Origin of the sequence: Symbiopectobacterium sp. RP (assembly GCF_050472005.1) — a bacterium.
Classification (GTDB): domain Bacteria; phylum Pseudomonadota; class Gammaproteobacteria; order Enterobacterales; family Enterobacteriaceae; genus Symbiopectobacterium.
The window spans coordinates 601,012-620,542 of the sequence record NZ_JBGOGS010000001.1 but is presented as its reverse complement, the minus strand read 5'-3'; the positions used below and the strand labels follow the sequence as shown (position 1 = coordinate 620,542).

The window sequence follows — 19,531 nt, the reverse complement described above, 5'->3', positions numbered from 1 at the left end:
CTCTTTGCTATACCGGCGAACACGCCCATTTCCAGCACTTGCACCCCCAGCACCATGCCTTGCCCGGCAGGACGCATCTCTGCGGCAGGCACCAGTTTGCCCTGAAGTTGTAGCGTAATGTTCATTGCGTTGATGGAAATGATAAAGGTCACTAACCCGATCAGGGCGGCATAGCCTTTGTCACGGGTGGCAAGGCCAATGGGGATGTCGACGGCAAACACCAGCGCCAGGTTGGCTAGGTTGGCAACGGCGGATTTGGCGATCAGTTGACCAAAATTCTGAATAATAGGGTGGTGCAGCAAAGGCAGATATTCGGCCAGGTTGCCGTTACCGAACACATTACCAAACGCGATAAACAACCCGACGATTGGCAGGATCAGCACCGGACCGTACAGCGATTTGCCGAAATTCTGCAACGCATTAACGGCTCTTTTCATTTTTTGCCCTCTTCGTGGCTATTGTTAAGGGTAACGTCTGTTAGGTGTCACCTGAGAAGGTGTAGCGTACGGGTAAAGAATAGTAGTGAATTACGCGGTGAATCTAGTTATTTTATTGTTTTAAAACAAATTACTAAAAATGTAACAAATTACTCTGGGAACTGTGATCGCACAGCGATTGCCATGACGCGGGGATTTTCTCACCCGTGTGGCGATGTGTGCAATGACGAGACAAAAAGATACGATTTTTTTAAGAAAATGTTATATAAGCCGATAGGCAAGGGAATGTTGCCACCCTATAATCGGCGCCACTTTCACTGACTGGTATGATAATTCTTTTAATCCGGTCGTTATTAGCGTGTGACATAATGAGGTCAATATGACGGTAGAACGTACCTTTTCCATCGTAAAACCCAATGCCTTAGCCAAAAATGCCATCGGTGCCATTTACGCGCGTTTTGAAAGCGCCGGATTCACGCTGGTGGCCGCCAAAATGGTGCAATTAACTCGTGCGCAGGCGGAAGGTTTCTATGCCGAGCACCAAGGCAAGCCGTTTTTTGATGGCTTGGTGGATTTTATGACCTCTGGCCCGATCATGGTGCAGGTGTTGGAAGGGGAAAACGCTATTCAGCGCAACCGTGACATCATGGGGGCGACGAATCCGGCGAATGCGCTGGCAGGTACACTGCGCGCTGACTACGCAGACAGTTTTACCGAAAATGCGGTACACGGCTCCGATTCTCCGGAATCTGCTGCACGTGAGATCGCTTATTTCTTCAGTGCTGAAGAGATCTGCCCGCGCCTGCGTTAATCTGGTGTGGCGGTTTTTCTCGCATCAAGCGTAAAAAAACGCGACGGCGGTAGCATCGCTGTTTTAAACTTTGTACAATGCCGCGCCCCGGATTAGCACGCACTGTTTGTCCGGGGCGTTTCTTATTCATATTATCGTCATCTGTCGCGCCACAACGTGTAATAACGAGGCCAAGAGTTACCATTATGAGCATGTCCCAATCTCAGTCTTTAGCGGAAAGTACCACCCTGTCTGCCGCCACCTGTTCCTCCACTGCTACCGATGCTGCACCTGTCGTGAAAACCGACGGCGAAAAGATCAATCTGTTGGATTTGAATCGCCAGCAAATGCGCGCTTTTTTTGCCTCAATTGGTGAAAAGCCTTTTCGCGCCGATCAGGTGATGAAGTGGATGTATCACTACTGTAGCGATGATTTCGCCGAAATGACGGACATCAACAAGGTGCTGCGTCAGAAGTTACAGCAGATCGCCGAGATCCGTGCACCGGAAGTGGTCGCTGAACAACGTTCTTCGGATGGCTCCATCAAATGGGCGATTCTGGTCGGTGGGCAACGGGTCGAAACCGTGTACATCCCGGAAGAAGATCGTACCACGCTCTGCGTCTCCTCGCAGGTGGGCTGCGCCCTTGAATGCAAGTTTTGTTCGACCGCTCAGCAGGGGTTCAACCGTAACCTGCGCGTATCGGAAATTATTGGCCAGGTGTGGCGTGCCGCGAAAATCATCGGTGCTCAGAAAGTCACCGGTCAGCGCCCCATCACCAACGTGGTGATGATGGGCATGGGTGAGCCGTTGCTGAACTTGAACAACGTGGTGCCCGCCATGGAGATCATGCTGGATGATTTCGGTTTTGGTTTATCCAAACGCCGCGTGACGCTTTCTACCTCTGGTGTAGTACCGGCGCTGGATAAATTGGGTGATATGATCGATGTTGCTTTAGCGATATCGCTGCACGCGCCGACGGATGATATCCGTAATGAAATCATGCCCATCAACAAAAAGTATGACATCGCGACCTTTTTAGCCGCTGTGCGTCGCTATCTGGAGAAGTCCAATGCCAATCAGGGGCACGTTACGGTGGAATACGTGCTGCTGGATCACATCAATGATGGCACCGAACATGCGCATCAGCTTGCCGAGTGTTTAAAAAATACCCCCTGCAAGATTAACCTGATTCCCTGGAACCCGTTCCCGGGGGCGTCCTATGGTCGCAGTTCCAACAGCCGCGTAGATCGTTTCTCCAAGGTGCTGATGGAGTATGGTTTTACCACCATTGTGCGTAAGACGCGCGGTGACGATATTGATGCGGCGTGTGGTCAATTGGCTGGCGAAGTGGTCGATCGTACTAAGCGTACGCTGCGCACCAAACGCACGGGTGAACCAATTCAGGTTAAAGCGGTCTAACACCTTAATGTGCTTGGCGAAATGGCATTTGGCATCGAATCAGGGTGCTAAACGCCTTTCATCGGTATATGATGGCGTCCGCGTAGCTAGCATGTATTGGCTGAATACTTGCTGGTGTTTACCGCGTTAACGACAATGCGGGATGCGACAGCGAGCGGACAGGGAATCCGTTTTTTAGCGGAGGGTCAGGATGACACCTCGTATTCAACAAGATTATCTACAACGTCAAGAGTATGTACAGCGTCGTGTTTTATTCGCGCTCGGCATCGTAGTGCCACTGTTGAGTGGGTGTGCCAAGGTGCAGCGCCCGTCGGCGACCGAAGCGTTGGTCACTACGCGGTTGCAACTGGGTATGGCATACCTGAAACGAGACGATCTTGACGCGGCGCTGCGCAACTTGTCGAGTGCCGTTGAGGCCGCTCCAGACGATTACCGTGTCCAGCTGGGTATGGCGTTGTACGAACAGCGCATTGGCGAGTACGGTGCGGCAGAACGACGTTATCAAACCGCGTTGCGTCAGGCACCGGAAAATGCCAGCGTAATGAATAATTACGGTGCGTTTCTCTGTAGTTTAGGGCAGTATGTAGCGGCGCAGAAACAGTTCAGCGCTGCGGCGCAACATCCTGATTATCGGGATGTTGCGCAGGCCTTGGAAAACGCGGGATACTGCCATTTCAAAGCGGGAAAATGTGATGAGGCACACACATTGTTAGTTCGGGCGTTACACTATGACCCGATAAAAGGCGACAGGGTGCTCAGTGAAGTGGGGCATCGACTGAATGCCCAACACCTTAACGAAGCTAGGCACCTTTTGGATATTTATCACCATAGCCTTCCAGCCAGCGCTGAGAGTCTGTGGTTAGAGATTCGTTTCGCCGCGTTGGCGGGCCGTGATGATGAGCGTAACTATCATGGCGACAGGCTGGCGCGAAGTTTTCCACACTCTAAACAGTACCAGCAGTTCTTAGCTAATGAATACTGAAGCCACTCTAGAAAATACCACCCCTGCCACTCCTGGCGAGCGTCTGCGTCAGGCGCGTGAGCATATGGGATTGACACAGCAAACTGTCGCTAAACGTTTATGCCTCAAAGTGACCACCGTGCGAGAGATCGAAGAGGGCAGCCCCTCTCCTGATTTAGCACCTACCTTTTTGCGCGGTTATATCCGTTCTTATGCCAAGCTGGTGCATTTGCCGGAAAGCGAACTGCTGCCCGCGTTGGATAAACACGTGGTGCCGAGAATCGCCAACGTGGCGTCAATGCAAGGCTTTGCCTTGGGAAAAAGCCGTAAGAAACGCGATGGCTGGTTGATGACTTTTACCTGGCTGGTGGTGCTTATCGTGCTAGGGTTAACCGGTGCCTGGTGGTGGCAGAATTATCAGGTGCAGCAGCAAGAGATCAGCTCTATGGTCGATCATGCTGCGGCTAACACGCCGGAAGAAGATGCTGAGAGTCAAACGGCGGTTCCGCTCGCCGCGACCGGCTCACAGACTATCGATTTGACGCAGATTGCGCCGGCCGCGCCGGAAGGTGCAAACACCACCGCGAATTCAGCGTCGGTGAATTCGCCTGCTGCAAATGCAGCAACGACTACGGGTGCGCCGGTGACGCCAGCGCAGGCAGGTAATGGGCATCAGCCTGTTGCACCGGTTACCACGCCCCCTTCTACTGCTACAGAGCCCGCTGCTTCACAGAGCGCAACGCCTGTCAGTGACAACGGCAATACCATTGCCATGACCTTTAGCGCCGATTGCTGGCTGGAAGTGATCGATGCGACAGGCAAAAAACTCTACAGCGGCGTGCAGCGCAGCGGCAGTGTGTTAAACCTGAGCGGTCAGGCGCCTTATCGCTTGAAGATCGGCGCACCGGTAGCCGTGCGAATTCAGTATCAAGGTAAACCGGTGGATTTAAGCCGGTTTGTAAGAAGCAACCAGATTGCTCGTCTGACGCTAGCAGCGGAGTAATTTCAGGTGCCGGTGATGCTGTAAATGTGGAGAAGAAGTAATGCATAACCCTGCACCCATAGTCCGTCGCAAATCAACGCGCATTTACGTCGGCAAGGTGCCTGTTGGTGACGGCGCACCGATTGCCGTGCAGTCGATGACTAACACCCGAACCACCGATGTGGACGCCACGGTAAAACAGATCAAGTTCCTTGAACGCGTTGGCGTGGATATTGTTCGCGTCTCCGTGCCTGCCATGGACGCAGCGGAAGCGTTTAAGCTGATCAAACAGCAGGTTAACGTTCCGCTGGTGGCCGATATCCACTTTGACTACCGTATCGCGCTGAAAGTGGCGGAATACGGCGTAGACTGCCTGCGTATCAATCCCGGCAATATCGGCAACGAAGAGCGTATTCGCTCGGTGGTAGATTGCGCGCGCGATAACAACATTCCGATTCGCATCGGTGTCAACGGCGGTTCGCTGGAAAAGGATCTTCAGGAAAAATACGGTGAACCCACGCCGGAAGCGCTGTTGGAATCTGCAATGCGTCACGTGGACATCCTCGATCGCCTCAACTTCGATCAGTTCAAGGTGAGTGTGAAAGCGTCGGATGTGTTTCTGGCCGTGCAGTCTTACCGTTTACTGGCGGCGCGTATCGATCAGCCGCTGCATCTGGGGATTACAGAAGCGGGCGGCGCACGCAGCGGTGCGGTCAAATCGGCTATCGGCCTAGGGCTGCTGCTGTCGGAAGGCATTGGCGACACGCTGCGTATTTCGCTGGCGGCCGATCCGGTTGAAGAAGTCAAAGTCTGCTTTGATATCCTGAAATCGCTGCGTATTCGCGCACGTGGTATCAATTTCATCGCGTGTCCTACCTGCTCTCGCCAGGAATTCGATGTTATCGGCACGGTCAACGCGCTGGAACAGCGCCTGGAAGATATCATTACGCCGATGGACGTTTCCATTATCGGTTGCGTGGTCAACGGGCCGGGCGAAGCGCTGGTCTCAACGCTGGGCGTGACCGGCGGTAACAAGAAAAGCGGCTTTTATGAAGATGGCGTGCGCCAGAGAGAGCGCTTTGACAACGACGACATGATTGACCAACTGGAAGCGAAAATTCGCGCCAAAGCAGCGATGCTGGATGAAAATAAACGCATCACGGTCAATGTGCTGGACAAATAATCAGCCTTGCGTCGTCAGTGACTGTTAAACCCAGCGGTGGCTTTAACGTTGAACAGAGCACATTGAACCCCCTATAATCGGGTCCATTGAAAAAACGATTTTAAAACGCATAGGGAACTGACGTGGCAAAAAATATCCAAGCCATACGCGGCATGAATGATTATCTGCCTGCTGAAACGGCCTTATGGCAGCGTATCGAAGATAGCCTGAAAAAAGTACTCCGCAGTTATGGTTACAGTGAAATCCGTCTGCCCATCGTTGAGCAGATGCCGTTGTTTAAACGGGCAATTGGCGAAGTGACCGATGTGGTTGAAAAAGAGATGTACACCTTTGACGACCGTAACGGCGATAGCCTCTCACTGCGCCCGGAAGGGACCGCAGGCTGCGTACGTGCCGGTATTGAACACGGTATCCTTTATAATCAGGAACAGCGCCTGTGGTATATGGGGCCGATGTTCCGTCACGAACGTCCGCAAAAAGGGCGCTACCGTCAATTCCATCAGTTAGGCTGTGAAGTGTTTGGTCTGCAAGGGCCGGATATCGATGCCGAACTGATCCTGCTCAGTGCGCGCTGGTGGCGCGAACTGGGTATCGCCGAACACGTGGCGCTGGAACTGAACTCCATCGGTTCGCTGGAAGCGCGGGCGCACTACCGTGATGCGCTGATCACGTTTCTGGAACAACACAAAGATCAGTTGGATGAAGATTGCTTGCGTCGCATGTACACCAACCCGCTGCGCGTATTGGATTCCAAGAACGCGCAGGTGCAGGCACTTCTCAATGATGCGCCGGTGTTGACGGACTATCTGGATGACGAATCTCGCCAACACTTTGAGCAACTGGGTGAACTTTTGACGCAAGCGGGTATCCCATTTACGGTGAATCCGCGGTTGGTGCGTGGTCTGGATTATTACAACCGCACTGTGTTCGAGTGGGTCACCAGCAGTCTGGGTTCGCAGGGCACGGTGTGCGCGGGCGGCCGTTATGACGGCATGGTAGAACAGCTCGGTGGGCATGCCACACCTGCTGTCGGTTTTGCCATGGGGCTGGAGCGTTTGGTGCTGTTAGTGCAGTTGGTTAACCCTGATTTCACCGCACTGCCTGGCGTTGAGGTGTATCTGATTTCCTCTGGCGTTGGCACGCAGTCAGCGGCCATGCAACTGGCTGAAACACTGCGTGATGCGCTGCCTGAGCTGAAACTGATGACCAACTATGGCGGCGGAAATTTCAAGAAACAGTTTGCTCGCGCGGATAAATGGGGCGCTCGTATTGCGCTGGTGCTGGGCGAGAACGAAGTGGCTTCCGGTCAGGTGGTGGTGAAAAATCTGAGCAGCGGTGAGCAGGATACATTGGCGCAGGCGGACGTTGCCGCGCGTCTGGCAACGTTACTGGGTTGAGGAGAGAGACACCGTGGAAGTCTATACCACTGAGAATGAGCAAGTTGATGCGTTGCGCCGCTTTTTGATTGAAAACGGTAAAGCGTTGGTGGTGGGGATTGTGCTCGGTATCGGTGCCCTGGTCGGGTGGCGTTACTGGCAGAATCATCAGTCTGAAGGGGCCATGTCTTCCTCGTTGGCTTACCAGCAGGCCAGTGAAGCATTGGCGAAAGGTGATGCGGCGGGCGTTTCGGCGGCGGAAAAATTCTCGGCTGAGAATAAGAGCAGCTATGGCGTGTTGTCTTCCTTGCAACTGGCGCGCTATCACGCCGATAAAGGGGAGTTCGCTCAGGCGGAAACCCAATTGCGCACAGCGTTGACGCAAACCAAAGATGTCGATCTGCAAGCATTGACCGCGCTGCGTTTGGCGCGCGTTCAGGTGCAGCAGGGTAAAGCCGATGACGCATTGAAAACGCTAGATACCATCACACAGCCGGGATGGGCTGCGATGGTGGCGGATGTGCGCGGCGATGCCTTGGTGAGCAAAGGCGATAACGCGGCTGCGCGTGCGGCATACGATAAAGGGGTGGCGGCGAATCCGCCACAGGCATTGCAGGCGTTGCTGCGTATGAAATTAAATAATCTGCCGGGCTAAGAGGAACGTCATGCAATTGCGTAAAACACTTGTGGTTGGAATGCTTTCTCTGGCTTTTTTGAGTGGATGTTCGCTGTTTAGCGGTGAAGAAGACGTGGTAATCATGTCGCCGCTGCCCAAGGTTGAGAATCAGTTTACGCCAACCAAAGTTTGGAGCAGTTCTGTGGGGAGCGGTCTTGATGGGCACTACTCCAATTTGCGTCCAGCTTGGCAGGGCGATCACGTTTTTGCCGCCGACCGTAAAGGTCTGGTGAAGGCGATGGACTTGGCGAACGGCAAAGAGCTGTGGCGTGCCGATCTCTCTACCAAACGTGGGCTGCTCTCGTCGCGTGAATCCGCGCTGCTTTCCGGCGGTGTGACGGTCTCTGGCGATCGTGTCTATGTCGGCAGTGAGCGCGCAGAGGTATTTGCGCTTAATGCGGCAGACGGTACCCTTGCATGGCAAGCCACGGCAGCGGGTGAAGTATTATCACGCCCGGTGGTGAGTGATGGCGTGGTGCTGGTTCACACCAGCAACGGTATGCTGCAAGCGCTAAATGAAAGTGACGGTACCATTAAATGGACCGTAAACTTGGATATCCCGACGCTGTCGCTGCGCGGTGAATCTGCGCCTGCCACCGCGTTTGGTGCTGCTATTGTCGGCGGTGACAATGGTCGTGTAAATGCAGTGCTGATCAACCAGGGGCAACTGATTTGGCAGCAGCGCATTTCTCAACCGAGCGGTGCGACCGAAATCGATCGTTTGAACGATGTGGATACGACGCCGGTGGTGGCTGGTGAGCTGGTGTATGCGCTCGGCTATAACGGCAACATGACGGCGCTCGATCTGCGCTCTGGCCAGATCGTGTGGAAACGCGAACTGGGCAGCGTGCAGGATTTTGTCATCGATGGCGATCGTATCTACGTCGTGGATCAAAACGATCGCGTGGTCGCTCTCAGCACCAATGGCGGTGTGAATCTGTGGCGACAAAGCGATCTGCTGCACCGTAGCCTGACCGGACCGGTGCTGTATAATGGCTATCTGGTGGTGGGGGACTCCGAAGGTTATCTGCACTGGATCAATACTGCGGATGGTCGTTTCGTGGCGCAGCATAAAGTGGACAATTCCGCTTTCCTGAGCGACCCGGTGGTGGCTAGCGACAAGCTGTTGATTCAGGCCAAGAACGGCGACGTATACGCGTTTACCCGCTAGAGAACAGAATGTATTTGGGCTGCACCGCGCAGACGGGGTGAGCCTTGAAACGGCTCCTGAATGCATCAGGGGCCGTTTCGTCTTTTTAAATGTCAGCGAGTCGATTTGCTGTAATATATTGAAATATAATAAATGAGGTTGTGAAATGATACCTGTCGTCGTGCTCGTTGGGCGCCCGAATGTGGGAAAATCTACCCTGTTTAACCGCCTGACGCGTACCCGTGACGCCCTAGTGGCGGATTTTCCTAGGCTGACGCGTGACCGTAAATACGGTCGGGCGGAAGTTGAAGGGCAGGAGTTCATTATCATTGATACCGGTGGTATCGACGGTTCGGAAGAGGGCGTGGAAACCCGTATGGCAGGGCAGTCGCTGCTCGCCATTGAAGAAGCGGATATCGTGCTGTTTATGGTGGATGCGCGCGCCGGCCTGATGCCTGCCGATCTGGGCATCGCACAGCATTTGCGCAGCCGCGAGAAAGCCACCTTCTTGGTCGCCAACAAAATTGATGTCGTGGATGCGGATATCGCGATGGCGGATTTCTATTCGCTGGGGCTGGGTGAGGTCTATCCCATGGCGGCTTCCCACGGGCGCGGTGTTACCTCGTTGCTGGAAAACGTGTTGCTGCCTTACGCCAAGCAGGAAGATGAACCGGTTGAACTGACGGAAGAAGAGGCTAACGCTGCCTATTGGGGGGAACAGTTAGGCGAAAATACCGGTGAGCCAGAGGACACCGAAGATGACTTCGATCCGGAAAGTATGCCCATTAAACTGGCTATCGTCGGTCGCCCCAATGTGGGCAAGTCCACCCTGACCAACCGTATTCTGGGCGAAGACCGTGTGGTGGTGTATGACATGCCGGGCACTACCCGCGACAGCATTTATATTCCGATGGAGCGCGATGGCCGCGAGTATGTGTTGATCGACACCGCTGGCGTACGTAAACGTGGCAAGGTCACGGAAACCGTCGAAAAATTCTCGGTGATCAAAACGCTGCAAGCGATCGAAGATGCCAACGTGGTACTGCTGGTTATCGATGCGCGCGACGGCATTTCCGATCAGGATCTCTCGCTGTTGGGCTTTATTCTTAATGCGGGACGTTCGCTGGTTATCGCCGTGAACAAATGGGATGGGCTGTCGCAAGAGATCAAAGAGCAGGTGAAAGACATGCTCGACTTGCGTCTCGGGTTCATCGATTTTGCGCGCGTGCATTTTATCTCTGCGCTGCATGGCAGCGGCGTCGGTAACTTGTTTGAGTCGGTACACGAAGCGTATACCTGCGCTACCAAGCGTGTGAACACCTCGCTGTTGACGCGTATCATGCAGATGGCCATTGACGATCACCAGCCGCCGCTGGTTCATGGCCGCCGCGTGAAGCTGAAATACGCTCACGCCGGGGGGTACAACCCGCCGATTGTGGTGATCCACGGCAATCAGGTCAAAGATCTGCCGGATTCCTACAAACGCTACCTGATGAACTACTATCGTCGTTCGCAGAACGTGATGGGTACGCCGATTCGCATTCAGTTCAAAGAGGGGGAAAACCCCTTTGCCGAGAAGCGCAATACCCTCACGCCCAATCAGTTGCGTAAGTGTAAGCGCTTGATGCAGCACATCAAGAAAGGCAAATAGTAGATCAGGAAGATTCATCAACACACACTCACCTCATAAAGCCCGCATGCATTATGTCGGGCTTTTTTTGCTATCAGGGACTATTATAAAGACGCAATAAAGCGCATGATTATAGCCAACCGACTTAAAAATGATTACAGCCAATGCCCTGATATGTGGCAAAAAAATACAGCTAATTGTTATCAAAATAATGTCGCTTGGCTATAATATTGATATCAAATAATCCGATAGCAAACAGCGTTGTGCCTAATAAAGCGCCGATAACATTTGTTCTTCCCTTGGCTCCCCCGTTCTTCAGGCCAAAACACCGTTGACCTTTTGGGGAATAGCCGTAAGTCCGTGGGGTATCGTGTGGAAAACCACTTTCATCAATAAAAACAATAGGTTTACCTTCTTTTTCATACTGTTGTATTTTTTGTTGAAATGCTTGCCGGGCGCTTTCGTCGGCTTTCGGATGACATAAAGTTTTTTTATAGGTCAATCCCAGCTTTTTAAGAGCTTGCCAAATGGCCTTCTGACAAACGCCAAAACGCTCTGCACGTTCTTTTTGGTAAGCATCTGGATATTGTTCAACATCTTTTATCAACTCGGATTTATCGCTCTTTCGCTGACGCGTGGTCGATGCTTTTGACGCTATTTGATCAATCCAACGCGATACAGAGGCAGGGCCAATCCGAAATTGCTTCGCTGTTTCTCGGATACTCAACCCTTCTTCTTCCCGTGTAGATATCACTTTACGTCTAAAATCAATTGAATAGCTCATTTAAATAATGTAATCAAAATTAAGTCGTTTAGCTATAATTGCGCCAAAATGTTTAAACGACGTAATCGATAAAAAAAAATGAGCCTTTAGTCACATAAAAGTGGGCTTTGTTGAATAAATAGATTTTATGCTGGCAGCCCAGCGAAACGACGGATCCTCGCAACGTAAAATCATGCAGTTAGGCCTCATGAGAAAAGTGTACACCTAAGATGACAAGCATTTTCAACCAAAACTGGCATGGAAAAACAGCATGATTACCTATTATTCAACAAAGCCATAAAAGTGAATCAAATGTTATCAGAATGAGGTTGTTTACTGGCTGCGGTTCAGTGTAATGTAGCCGCCATCGTACTGAACGTGATGCGCGTTGCATTATTTACTCACTTACTTATAACTTTACTTACCTTACAAATCACTCGGCAGATTTTGATTTATTATTAATGACATAGTTTTTTCTTTTTCATGACCTGATATCGAGGTCTCGGCATTGCCGACATCCGTTCGGTAAGCCGTTTAAACCTCCTGATTTTATTCATGTCTGGCGGTTTATTGCACAAATTCACGGCATTTTTACTTTTACGATAATAAGGAGTTTAGGATGAAAGTTGCAGTTCTCGGAGCAGCAGGCGGTATCGGTCAGGCTCTCGCGCTCCTGCTCAAAACCCAGCTTCCTTCAGGTTCAGAATTATCTCTTTATGACATTGCTCCGGTAACGCCGGGCGTCGCCGTTGATCTGAGCCATATCCCTACAGCAGTATCCATCAAAGGTTTTTGCGGTGAAGACGCCCCCCCTGCACTGCTCGGCGCGGACATCGTTCTTATCTCGGCCGGTGTCGCTCGCAAACCGGGCATGGACCGTTCCGATCTGTTCAATGTGAATGCGGGGATCGTGCGCAATCTGGTTGAACAGATTGCCCGTACCAGCCCGAAAGCCTGCATTGGTATCATTACCAACCCGGTTAACACGACGGTGGCGATTGCCGCGGACGTACTGAAAAAAGCCGGTGTGTATGACAAGAACAAGCTGTTCGGCGTAACCACGCTGGATATTATCCGCTCCAATACCTTTGTGGGGGAACTGAAAGGCAAGTTGCCGCAAGAGGTTGAAGTCCCTGTGATTGGCGGGCACTCTGGTGTGACGATCCTTCCCCTGTTGTCACAAATTCCTGGTGTAACGTTCAGCGAGCAGGAAGTGGTGGATCTTACCAAGCGTATCCAGAACGCGGGCACGGAAGTGGTGGAAGCCAAGGCCGGTGGCGGATCGGCAACCCTCTCTATGGGTCAGGCGGCGGCGCGTTTTGGGCTGTCTCTGGTACGCGCTCTGCAAGGCGACGATGGGGTTGTGGAATGCGCCTATGTGGAAGGTGACGGCGAGCATGCCCGTTTCTTCGCACAGCCGCTGTTGCTGGGCAAATCCGGCATCGTTGAACGTAAGTCCATTGGCGCACTGAGCCCGTTTGAAAAACAGGCTCTGGATAACATGTTGGGCACCCTGAGACAGGATATCGAATTGGGCGAATCCTTTGTGAGTGGCTCAGTACGCGGTTAATCGGTGTCTTAACGCCAGATGGTGATAAGCCGGAGAGAAGGTGCTCCGGCTTTTTTATATCAGGATTTTGTGTGAGGATCGTCAGGTCTGATAAGTTTTTTCCTATCAATCAGCATGTTACTTTTTGGATCGTAGTAACGGCTGGGCCAGATTTCAGCAGGGTGAATGTTGATTGCCTCGGCGATAAGCCATTCTCCCTTGGTTATAGTTCATAACCGACGTCGCCACCATGCGTCATTTTCAAACGTTCTTCTTTCCCATTGTGGGTACGAAACTGTATAGCCAATCGACATTATTTTGATAACAGCCAGCTATGCTTTTTTGCCGCATATCAGGGCATCTGTTGTAATCATTTTTAAGTCGGTTGGCTATAACACTTCCGGGTTGCCCATCGGGTTAGCCGTCAGTTTCTGGATCAGTGTGCCCGCCATCGCCAGCATCATACCCGCCGTCAGTGCTGCCACCACGCGCGGCCAACGCTAGGGCAACAGCTGCGCCAGCGCCTCACCGTAGCTCCATTACCAGCCTTGTGCACCTTTACCCGGCATCAGCGCTATTACCAAAGCGCCCAGCAACAGCATTATCCCTGCCAGCTGCCCCAGCGGGGGGCTACGGCGTTAATCTCTCCGGCTTTCGCCAACGCAGGCTGGTGCGTGGCGCGTAAGCGCGGCAGCAGCCACAGCACGGTTTGATCGATCAATCCCAGCAGCAACGCCCCTACAATGGCGCCAGCCAGAGCCGTTGCCACAAGCGACGAGCGCCCAGCATGCGGGCCAGCAACGGGGCAAACAGGCCAACAAAGCCGATAATTCCCGCCACGTTCACCAGTTGAGCGCTGAGGAAAATCGCGACACCGAGCGTGGTTAAGCGCGCCAGCACTAGGACTAAGCCCAGATTACTTGCCACGCCATCGTCCAGTCCCAACAGCGTTATAGCCAACCGACTTAAAAATGATTACAACAGATGCCCTGGTATGTGGCAAAAAAATACAGCTAATTGTTATCAAAATAATGTCGCTTTTCTATAAATGAGACCAGTCGTGAACGATGAGAGCGTATGGATGCGGGCTAAGTGCAACCTGCCGGAGAGCCAGCGAAATAATCGGTTCATTGAGCTGACTGAAGCTAATACGTTCATTATTAAAAAAACGCCAAACGGCCTGAGTAGTGGCGAATGTTGTTTTCTGCGCGCAGGCAAGGTCTTTAACGGCTGACGCCAATGGTGCTGGGGGAGTCATGTGTTGCTTAACCAGACGCTGATAACGCCGGTTAAGGCGGGCATCAATCCCGCCGATGGATAAGTTGAGATCATGCAGCAACGTAATAGCAGATATTGCAAAAGATGTGTAGATACCTATGCTCCCTTGGGCTAGGGGCGTGATATCGCATTGGCTAGCGTGGAGGAGCTTAATCCCGCTCCTCGTGAGACTGCCGCTAGCGTGATGAACAAGTGGTTGCACCGTCATGGTTTCTCCTACAAAAAACCGGCGGGCGTATCCCATAAATTCAGTGAAAAAAATCAGAAGCATTTCATTGAATATTATGAGAATTTAAAGAAAACAGCCAGCAATGAGGCGATTCTGTTTATCGATGCGGTTCATCCGACACAAGCCACAAAGCTCAGTTATGGATGGATACGAAAAGGGCATAAAAAGTCAGTTAAAACAACGGGAAGTCGAACCCGTCTGAATATATAGCTAAACAACTTAATTTTGATTACATTATTTAAATGAGCTATTCAATTGATTTTAGAGGTAAAGTGATATCTACACGGAAAGAAGAAGGGTTGAGTATCCGAGAAACAGCGAAGCAATTTCGGATTGGCCCTGCCTCTGTATCGCGTTGGATTAATCAAATAGCGTCAAAAGCATCGACCACGCGTCAGAGAAAGATCGATAAATCCGAGTTGATAAAAGATGTTGAACCATATCCAGATGCTTACCAAAAAGAACGTGCAGAGCGTTTTGGCGTTTGTCAGAAGGCCATTTGGCAAGCTCTTAAAAAGCTGGGATTGACCTATAAAAAACTCTACGTCATCCGAAAGCCGACGAAAGTGCCCGGCAAGCATTTCAACAAAAAATACAACAGTATGAAAAAGAAGGAAAACCTATTGTTTTTATTGATGAAAGTGGTTTTCCACACGATACCCCACGGACTCACGGCTATTCCCCAAAAGGTCAACGGTGTTTTGGGCTGAAGAACGGGGGAGCCAAGGGAAGAACAAATTTTATCGGCGCGTTATTAGGCACAACGCTGTTTGCTATCGGATTATTTGATATCAATATTAACAACGATGTTTTCTATTCCTGGGTCACACAAGTCCTTATCCTAGTACTCCCTAAAAACAGTGTAATCGTGATGGACAATGCAACTTTTCACAAAAAACATAATATTCCACAAGTCATCATCGATGCAGGGTATATGCTGGAGTATTTGCCTACATATAGCCAAACGACATTATTTTGATAACAGCCAGCTATGCTTTTTTGCCGCATATCAGGGTATCTGTTGTAATCATTTTTAAGTCGGTTGGCTATATGAGTCAGACTCTCAGACAAGCCCTCGGTTAGCGTTGAACGACAACCTGCCCTATCGGTTAGAGTTTGAGACAGGGGCGCTATTGGTAAACCATTTGCAGCATCAACCAGTAGGCTGGTTTGTAGTTCATAACCGACGTCGCCACCATGCGTCATTTTCAAACGTTCTTCTTTCCCATTGTGGGTACGAAACTGTAAATGAGACCAGTCGTGAACGACGAGAGCGTATGGATGCGGGCTAAGTGCAACCTGCCGGAGAGCCAGCGAAATAATCGGTTCATTGAGCTGACTGAAGCTATAGCTAAGCGACATTATTTTGATAACAATTAGCTGTATTTTTTTGCCACATATCAGGGCATTGGCTGTAATCATTTTTAAGTCGGTTGGCTATACAAAGCTGTTCACCACGTTCGATGAATGGCTGTAAATCTTTCTTCTTGCCCGGTGCTGTGGGGTCGTCAAGCCAAATGACATCGATGGGTTGCCCATTAACCTGGCCATTTTTCATTTGTGCCTGTGCGGACGCGTTAAGCGGGTACTGCATCAGCGTTCCGCTGTTCAACGCAAAAACAGCTTTACCCGGGCGGCAAATTAACTGGACTTCTCACGAGTAAACGCCCAACGTTCGCCATATTGCTGACGGCTTAACGTCACCAGCTGGGCGGCTGCAACGGCATCAGCGCCAAGCGTGGCAAGGGTTAGCGCTAAAACGATCTTTTTCATCGTGGTATCTCTGTGCAGAGCTGATAACGTGGCAAAATTAACTATCGTTAATCAGCGAGTTACATGAATGAATCTGAACGCGATCATAAGGGCTGCGCGCGGTGAAGTCGAGTCATGGATACCATCGTCATGGTTGTCATCGCTGATATAGCCAACCGACTTAAAAATGATTACAGCCAATGCCCTGATATGTGGCAAAAAAATACAGCTAATTGTTATCAAAATAATGTCGCTTAGCTATAGCTTCAGTCAGCTCAATGAACCGATTATTTCGCTGGCTCTCCGGCAGGTTGCACTTAGCCCGCATCCATACGCTCTCGTCGTTCACGACTGGTCTCATTTACAGTTTCGTACCCACAATGGGAAAGAAGAACGTTTGAAAATGACGCATGGTGGCGACGTCGGTTATGAACTACAAACCAGCCTACTGGTTGATGCTGCAAATGGTTTACCAATAGCGCCCCTGTCTCAAACTCTAACCGATAGGGCAGGTTGTCGTTCAACGCTAACCGAGGGCTTGTCTGAGAGTCTGACTCATATAGCCAACCGACTTAAAAATGATTACAACAGATACCCTGATATGCGGCAAAAAAGCATAGCTGGCTGTTATCAAAATAATGTCGTTTGGCTATATGTAGGCAAATACTCCAGCATATACCCTGCATCGATGATGACTTGTGGAATATTATGTTTTTTGTGAAAAGTTGCATTGTCCATCACGATTACCCTGTTTTTAGGGAGTACTGGGATAAGGACTTGTGTGACCCAGGAATAGAAAACATCGCTGTTAATATTGATATCAAATAATCCGATAGCAAACAGCGTTGTGCCTAATAAAGCGCCGGTAACATTTGTTCTTCCCTTGGCTCCCCAGTTCTTCAGCCCAAAACACCGTTGACCTTTTGGGGAATAGCCGTGAGTCCGTGGGGTATCGTGTGGAAAACCACTTTCATCAATAAAAACAATAGGTTTGACTTCTTTTTCATACTGTTGTATTTTTTGTTGAAATGCTTACCGGGCGCTTTCGTCGGCTTTCGGATGACGTAGAGTTTTTTTATAGGTCAATCCCAGCTTTTTAAGAGCTTGCCAAATGGCCTTCTGACAAACGCCAAAACGCTCTGCACGTTCTTTTTGGTAAGGATCTGGATATGGTTCAACATCTTTTATCAACTCGGATTTATCGCTCTTTCGCTGACGCGTGGTCGATGCTTTTGACGCTATTTGATTAATCCAACGCGATACAGAGGCAGGGCCAATCCGAAATTGCTTCGCTGTTTCTCGGATGCTCAACCCTTCTTCTTCCCGTGTAGATATCACTTTACGTCTAAAATCAATTGAATAGCTCATTTAAATAATGCAATCAAAATTAAGTCGTTTAGCTATACCGACGTACAGCAGCACTTTATCGACTGATACAGCGCACAAAAATGATGGATGAACCGGGGAGCATTGACAAAATGTTGTGACGCAAGTCATGTGTAACTATTTTAATTAACATTTTCTGTACATATTTTTGGGGTAATTTAAGATCCGCGCTGTCATGTCGTGTCATTACCTAAATTCGTTTCTGTTACCCGAAGAGTAAGAAAAGTCATGGAATTAGAATACGAAAGCAAACGCACCCTCTACATCCCTTATGCTGGCCCCATTCTGTTGGAATTCCCTTTGCTGAACAAAGGTAGCGCCTTCACCAATGAAGAGCGTGCCAACTTCAACCTGCATGGCCTGTTGCCTGAGGCCGTGGAGACCATTGAAGAACAGGCAGAACGCGCCTGGCGTCAGTATCAGGAATTCAAAAATGATATGGAGAAGCACGTCTACCTGCGTAACATTCAGAATACTAACGAGACGCTGTTTTACCGCCTGCTGGACGCACACCTGACCGAAATGATGCCGATCATCTACACCCCAACGGTCGGTCAGGCGTGCGAACACTTTTCAGATATTTACCGTCGTGCTCGCGGCTTGTTTATCTCCTATCCGAACCGTGAAAACATCGATGACATGCTGCAAAACGCCACCAAGCAGAACGTGAAGGTGATCGTGGTCACCGACGGTGAGCGTATCCTTGGCCTGGGCGACCAGGGCATCGGTGGCATGGGGATCCCTATCGGTAAACTGTCGCTCTACACCGCCTGTGGCGGCATCAGCCCTGCTTATACCTTGCCCGTCGTGCTGGATGTGGGCACCAACAACCCGCAGCGCCTGAACGATCCACTCTATATGGGCTGGCGCCACCCACGCATCACCGGCGAAGAGTACGATGCCTTCGTGGAAGAATTTATTCAGGCAGTAAAACGCCGCTGGCCGAACGTGTTGCTGCAATTTGAAGACTTTGCGCAAAGCAATGCCACGCCGCTGTTAAACCGTTACCGCGATGAAATCTGCTGCTTTAACGACGACATTCAAGGCACCGCTGCCGTGGCGTTGGGCAGCCTGATTGCCGCCAGCCGTGCTGCTGGCACACAACTGCGCGATCAGACGGTCACCTTCCTGGGTGCCGGTTCCGCCGGTTGCGGTATCGCCGAGCAAATTATCGCGCAGATGAAATCTGAAGATCTGAGCGAAGAAGAAGCGCGTGCCCGCGTGTTTATGGTGGATCGCTTTGGTCTGCTGACCGACAAACTGCCGAACCTGCTCGATTTCCAGAGCAAGCTGGTGCAGAAGAGTGAATTGCTGAGCGAGTGGGACGTTGCCAGTGACGCTATCTCACTGCTGGAAGTGGTGCGCAACGCCAAGCCGACTATCTTGATTGGCGTTTCTGGTCAGCAGGGTCTGTTCACGGAAGAGATCATTCGTGAAATGTACACCCACTGCGCACGTCCTATCGTGATGCCGCTTTCCAACCCGACCTCCCGCGTGGAAGCGCGTCCGGAAGATATTATCCGCTGGACCGACGGTGCCGCACTGGTCGCAACCGGAAGTCCGTTTGCACCGGTTAAGCACAAGAATACGCTGTTCCCGATTGCTCAATGCAACAACTCCTATATCTTCCCCGGTATTGGCTTAGGCGTGTTGGCTTGTGGTGCCAAACGCATTACCGATGGCATGCTGATGGCCGCCAGCCGCGCATTGGCAGACTGTTCACCGCTTGCCAACAACGGTGAAGGGGCCTTGTTACCTGACCTGAAAGACATCCAGGATGTGTCTCGCCGTATCGCGATGGACGTAGCAAAAGCCGCGCAGCTGCAGGGTGTGGCAGAGGTGACCTCCAGCGATACGCTGGCGAAGGCCATTACGCACAACTTCTGGCAACCCCAATACCGCAGCTATAAACGCACCTCGTTCTAAGCGTTTCTGCCACATGAAACACACAGCGGCCCCGATAATGGG

19 protein-coding genes and 6 pseudogenes are annotated in these 19,531 nt (G+C 51.1%); 15 read left to right on the top strand and 10 right to left on the bottom strand.

Annotation, left to right across the window (positions count from 1 at the left end; translation table 11 throughout):
• Positions 1-8: 8 nt before the first annotated feature.
• A pseudogene (locus ACD630_RS03980) lies at positions 9-437 on the bottom strand (PTS transporter subunit EIIC); the annotation flags it as partial.
• Between the two features lie 379 nt (positions 438-816).
• Here ACD630_RS03980 and ndk point away from each other — a divergent pair.
• From ndk to der, 9 genes are all read left to right on the top strand, one after another.
• A complete protein-coding gene (ndk, locus tag ACD630_RS03975) occupies positions 817-1,248 on the top strand; it encodes a nucleoside-diphosphate kinase (protein ID WP_430358189.1) in 432 nt (143 codons plus the stop codon).
• A 191-nt stretch (positions 1,249-1,439) separates the two neighbouring features.
• Positions 1,440-2,648 (top strand): bifunctional tRNA (adenosine(37)-C2)-methyltransferase TrmG/ribosomal RNA large subunit methyltransferase RlmN, encoded by a 1,209-nt coding sequence (locus ACD630_RS03970; protein WP_430358188.1) that lies wholly within the window; start codon positions 1,440-1,442, stop codon positions 2,646-2,648.
• 190 nt (positions 2,649-2,838) lie between these two features.
• Positions 2,839-3,630: a type IV pilus biogenesis/stability protein PilW gene (gene pilW, locus ACD630_RS03965; RefSeq protein WP_430358187.1), complete on the top strand. Its 792-nt coding sequence runs from the start codon at positions 2,839-2,841 to the stop codon at positions 3,628-3,630.
• Positions 3,620-4,612 carry a cytoskeleton protein RodZ gene (rodZ, locus tag ACD630_RS03960; protein ID WP_430358186.1) on the top strand — a complete coding sequence of 331 codons (993 nt, stop codon included), beginning with the start codon at positions 3,620-3,622 and terminating at the stop codon, positions 4,610-4,612. The genes pilW and rodZ overlap by 11 nt, the downstream gene beginning before the upstream one ends.
• A 40-nt stretch (positions 4,613-4,652) precedes the next feature.
• Positions 4,653-5,774 carry a flavodoxin-dependent (E)-4-hydroxy-3-methylbut-2-enyl-diphosphate synthase gene (gene ispG / locus ACD630_RS03955; RefSeq protein ID WP_430358185.1) on the top strand — a complete coding sequence of 374 codons (1,122 nt, stop codon included), beginning with the start codon at positions 4,653-4,655 and terminating at the stop codon, positions 5,772-5,774.
• Positions 5,775-5,896: 122 nt separating this feature from the next.
• Entirely contained in the window at positions 5,897-7,171 is a 1,275-nt protein-coding gene (hisS, locus tag ACD630_RS03950) for a histidine--tRNA ligase (RefSeq protein ID WP_430358184.1), read from the top strand.
• A gap of 13 nt (positions 7,172-7,184) precedes the next feature.
• Entirely contained in the window at positions 7,185-7,805 is a 621-nt protein-coding gene (locus ACD630_RS03945; RefSeq protein WP_430358183.1) for a YfgM family protein, read from the top strand.
• Positions 7,806-7,815: 10 nt separating this feature from the next.
• Complete coding sequence (gene bamB, locus ACD630_RS03940; protein WP_430358182.1) at positions 7,816-8,997, top strand: outer membrane protein assembly factor BamB; 1,182 nt, start codon at positions 7,816-7,818, stop codon at positions 8,995-8,997.
• 145 nt (positions 8,998-9,142) lie between these two features.
• A complete protein-coding gene (gene der, locus ACD630_RS03935; protein ID WP_430358181.1) occupies positions 9,143-10,627 on the top strand; it encodes a ribosome biogenesis GTPase Der in 1,485 nt (494 codons plus the stop codon).
• A gap of 172 nt (positions 10,628-10,799) precedes the next feature.
• Here the strand turns inward: der and ACD630_RS03930 are convergent, their stop codons facing one another.
• Complete coding sequence (locus tag ACD630_RS03930; protein WP_430358180.1) at positions 10,800-11,390, bottom strand: IS630 transposase-related protein; 591 nt, start codon at positions 11,388-11,390, stop codon at positions 10,800-10,802.
• Between the two features lie 598 nt (positions 11,391-11,988).
• On the opposite strand from ACD630_RS03930, the gene mdh reads away from it, so the two are divergent.
• Positions 11,989-12,939, top strand: a complete 951-nt coding sequence (gene mdh / locus ACD630_RS03925; RefSeq protein ID WP_430358179.1) for a malate dehydrogenase — start codon at positions 11,989-11,991, stop codon at positions 12,937-12,939.
• A gap of 59 nt (positions 12,940-12,998) precedes the next feature.
• On the opposite strand, the pseudogene ACD630_RS03920 reads toward mdh, so the two are convergent.
• From ACD630_RS03920 to ACD630_RS03905, 4 genes and pseudogenes are all read right to left on the bottom strand, one after another.
• Positions 12,999-13,139: pseudogene (locus ACD630_RS03920) on the bottom strand (helix-turn-helix domain-containing protein); the annotation flags it as partial.
• Positions 13,140-13,310: 171 nt separating this feature from the next.
• A pseudogene (locus tag ACD630_RS03915) lies at positions 13,311-13,872 on the bottom strand (iron chelate uptake ABC transporter family permease subunit); the annotation flags it as partial.
• 88 nt (positions 13,873-13,960) lie between these two features.
• Positions 13,961-14,257 carry a hypothetical protein gene (locus ACD630_RS03910; protein WP_430358178.1) on the bottom strand — a complete coding sequence of 99 codons (297 nt, stop codon included), beginning with the start codon at positions 14,255-14,257 and terminating at the stop codon, positions 13,961-13,963.
• A gap of 53 nt (positions 14,258-14,310) precedes the next feature.
• Positions 14,311-14,379, bottom strand: a pseudogene (locus ACD630_RS03905) (helix-turn-helix domain-containing protein); the annotation flags it as partial.
• A 1-nt stretch (position 14,380) separates the two neighbouring features.
• Here ACD630_RS03905 and ACD630_RS03900 point away from each other — a divergent pair.
• The 3 genes and pseudogenes from ACD630_RS03900 to ACD630_RS03890 all read left to right on the top strand — a co-directional run.
• Positions 14,381-14,632, top strand: a pseudogene (locus tag ACD630_RS03900) (winged helix-turn-helix domain-containing protein); the annotation flags it as partial.
• 35 nt (positions 14,633-14,667) lie between these two features.
• The gene (locus tag ACD630_RS03895) at positions 14,668-15,135 is read left to right on the top strand and encodes an IS630 transposase-related protein (RefSeq protein WP_430358177.1); all 468 of its coding nucleotides are present in this window, start codon (positions 14,668-14,670) and stop codon (positions 15,133-15,135) included.
• Positions 15,018-15,404, top strand: a complete 387-nt coding sequence (locus ACD630_RS03890) for a transposase (protein WP_430359882.1) — start codon at positions 15,018-15,020, stop codon at positions 15,402-15,404. The genes ACD630_RS03895 and ACD630_RS03890 overlap by 118 nt, the downstream gene beginning before the upstream one ends.
• Here ACD630_RS03890 and ACD630_RS03885 read toward each other — a convergent pair.
• The gene (locus ACD630_RS03885) at positions 15,314-15,847 is read right to left on the bottom strand and encodes a hypothetical protein (protein ID WP_430358176.1); all 534 of its coding nucleotides are present in this window, start codon (positions 15,845-15,847) and stop codon (positions 15,314-15,316) included. The genes ACD630_RS03890 and ACD630_RS03885 overlap by 91 nt on opposite strands.
• A gap of 19 nt (positions 15,848-15,866) precedes the next feature.
• Positions 15,867-16,198 (bottom strand): annotated as a pseudogene (locus ACD630_RS03880) (YebY family protein); the annotation flags it as partial.
• A 166-nt stretch (positions 16,199-16,364) separates the two neighbouring features.
• On the opposite strand from ACD630_RS03880, the gene ACD630_RS03875 reads away from it, so the two are divergent.
• Entirely contained in the window at positions 16,365-16,898 is a 534-nt protein-coding gene (locus ACD630_RS03875) for a hypothetical protein (protein ID WP_430358176.1), read from the top strand.
• Here the strand turns inward: ACD630_RS03875 and ACD630_RS03870 are convergent.
• Together ACD630_RS03870 and ACD630_RS03865 are read right to left on the bottom strand one after the other, a co-directional pair.
• Positions 16,808-17,155: a transposase gene (locus ACD630_RS03870; RefSeq protein ID WP_430359881.1), complete on the bottom strand. Its 348-nt coding sequence runs from the start codon at positions 17,153-17,155 to the stop codon at positions 16,808-16,810. The genes ACD630_RS03875 and ACD630_RS03870 overlap by 91 nt on opposite strands.
• 54 nt (positions 17,156-17,209) lie before the next feature.
• Positions 17,210-17,545, bottom strand: coding sequence for an IS630 transposase-related protein (locus tag ACD630_RS03865; RefSeq protein ID WP_430358175.1), 336 nt, complete (start codon positions 17,543-17,545; stop codon positions 17,210-17,212).
• Positions 17,546-17,791: 246 nt separating this feature from the next.
• Between ACD630_RS03865 and ACD630_RS03860 the strand changes: the two genes are divergently transcribed.
• On the top strand, positions 17,792-19,489 hold the full coding sequence (locus ACD630_RS03860; RefSeq protein ID WP_430358174.1) for an NAD-dependent malic enzyme: 1,698 nt from the start codon (positions 17,792-17,794) through the stop codon (positions 19,487-19,489).
• Positions 19,490-19,531: the final 42 nt, after the last annotated feature.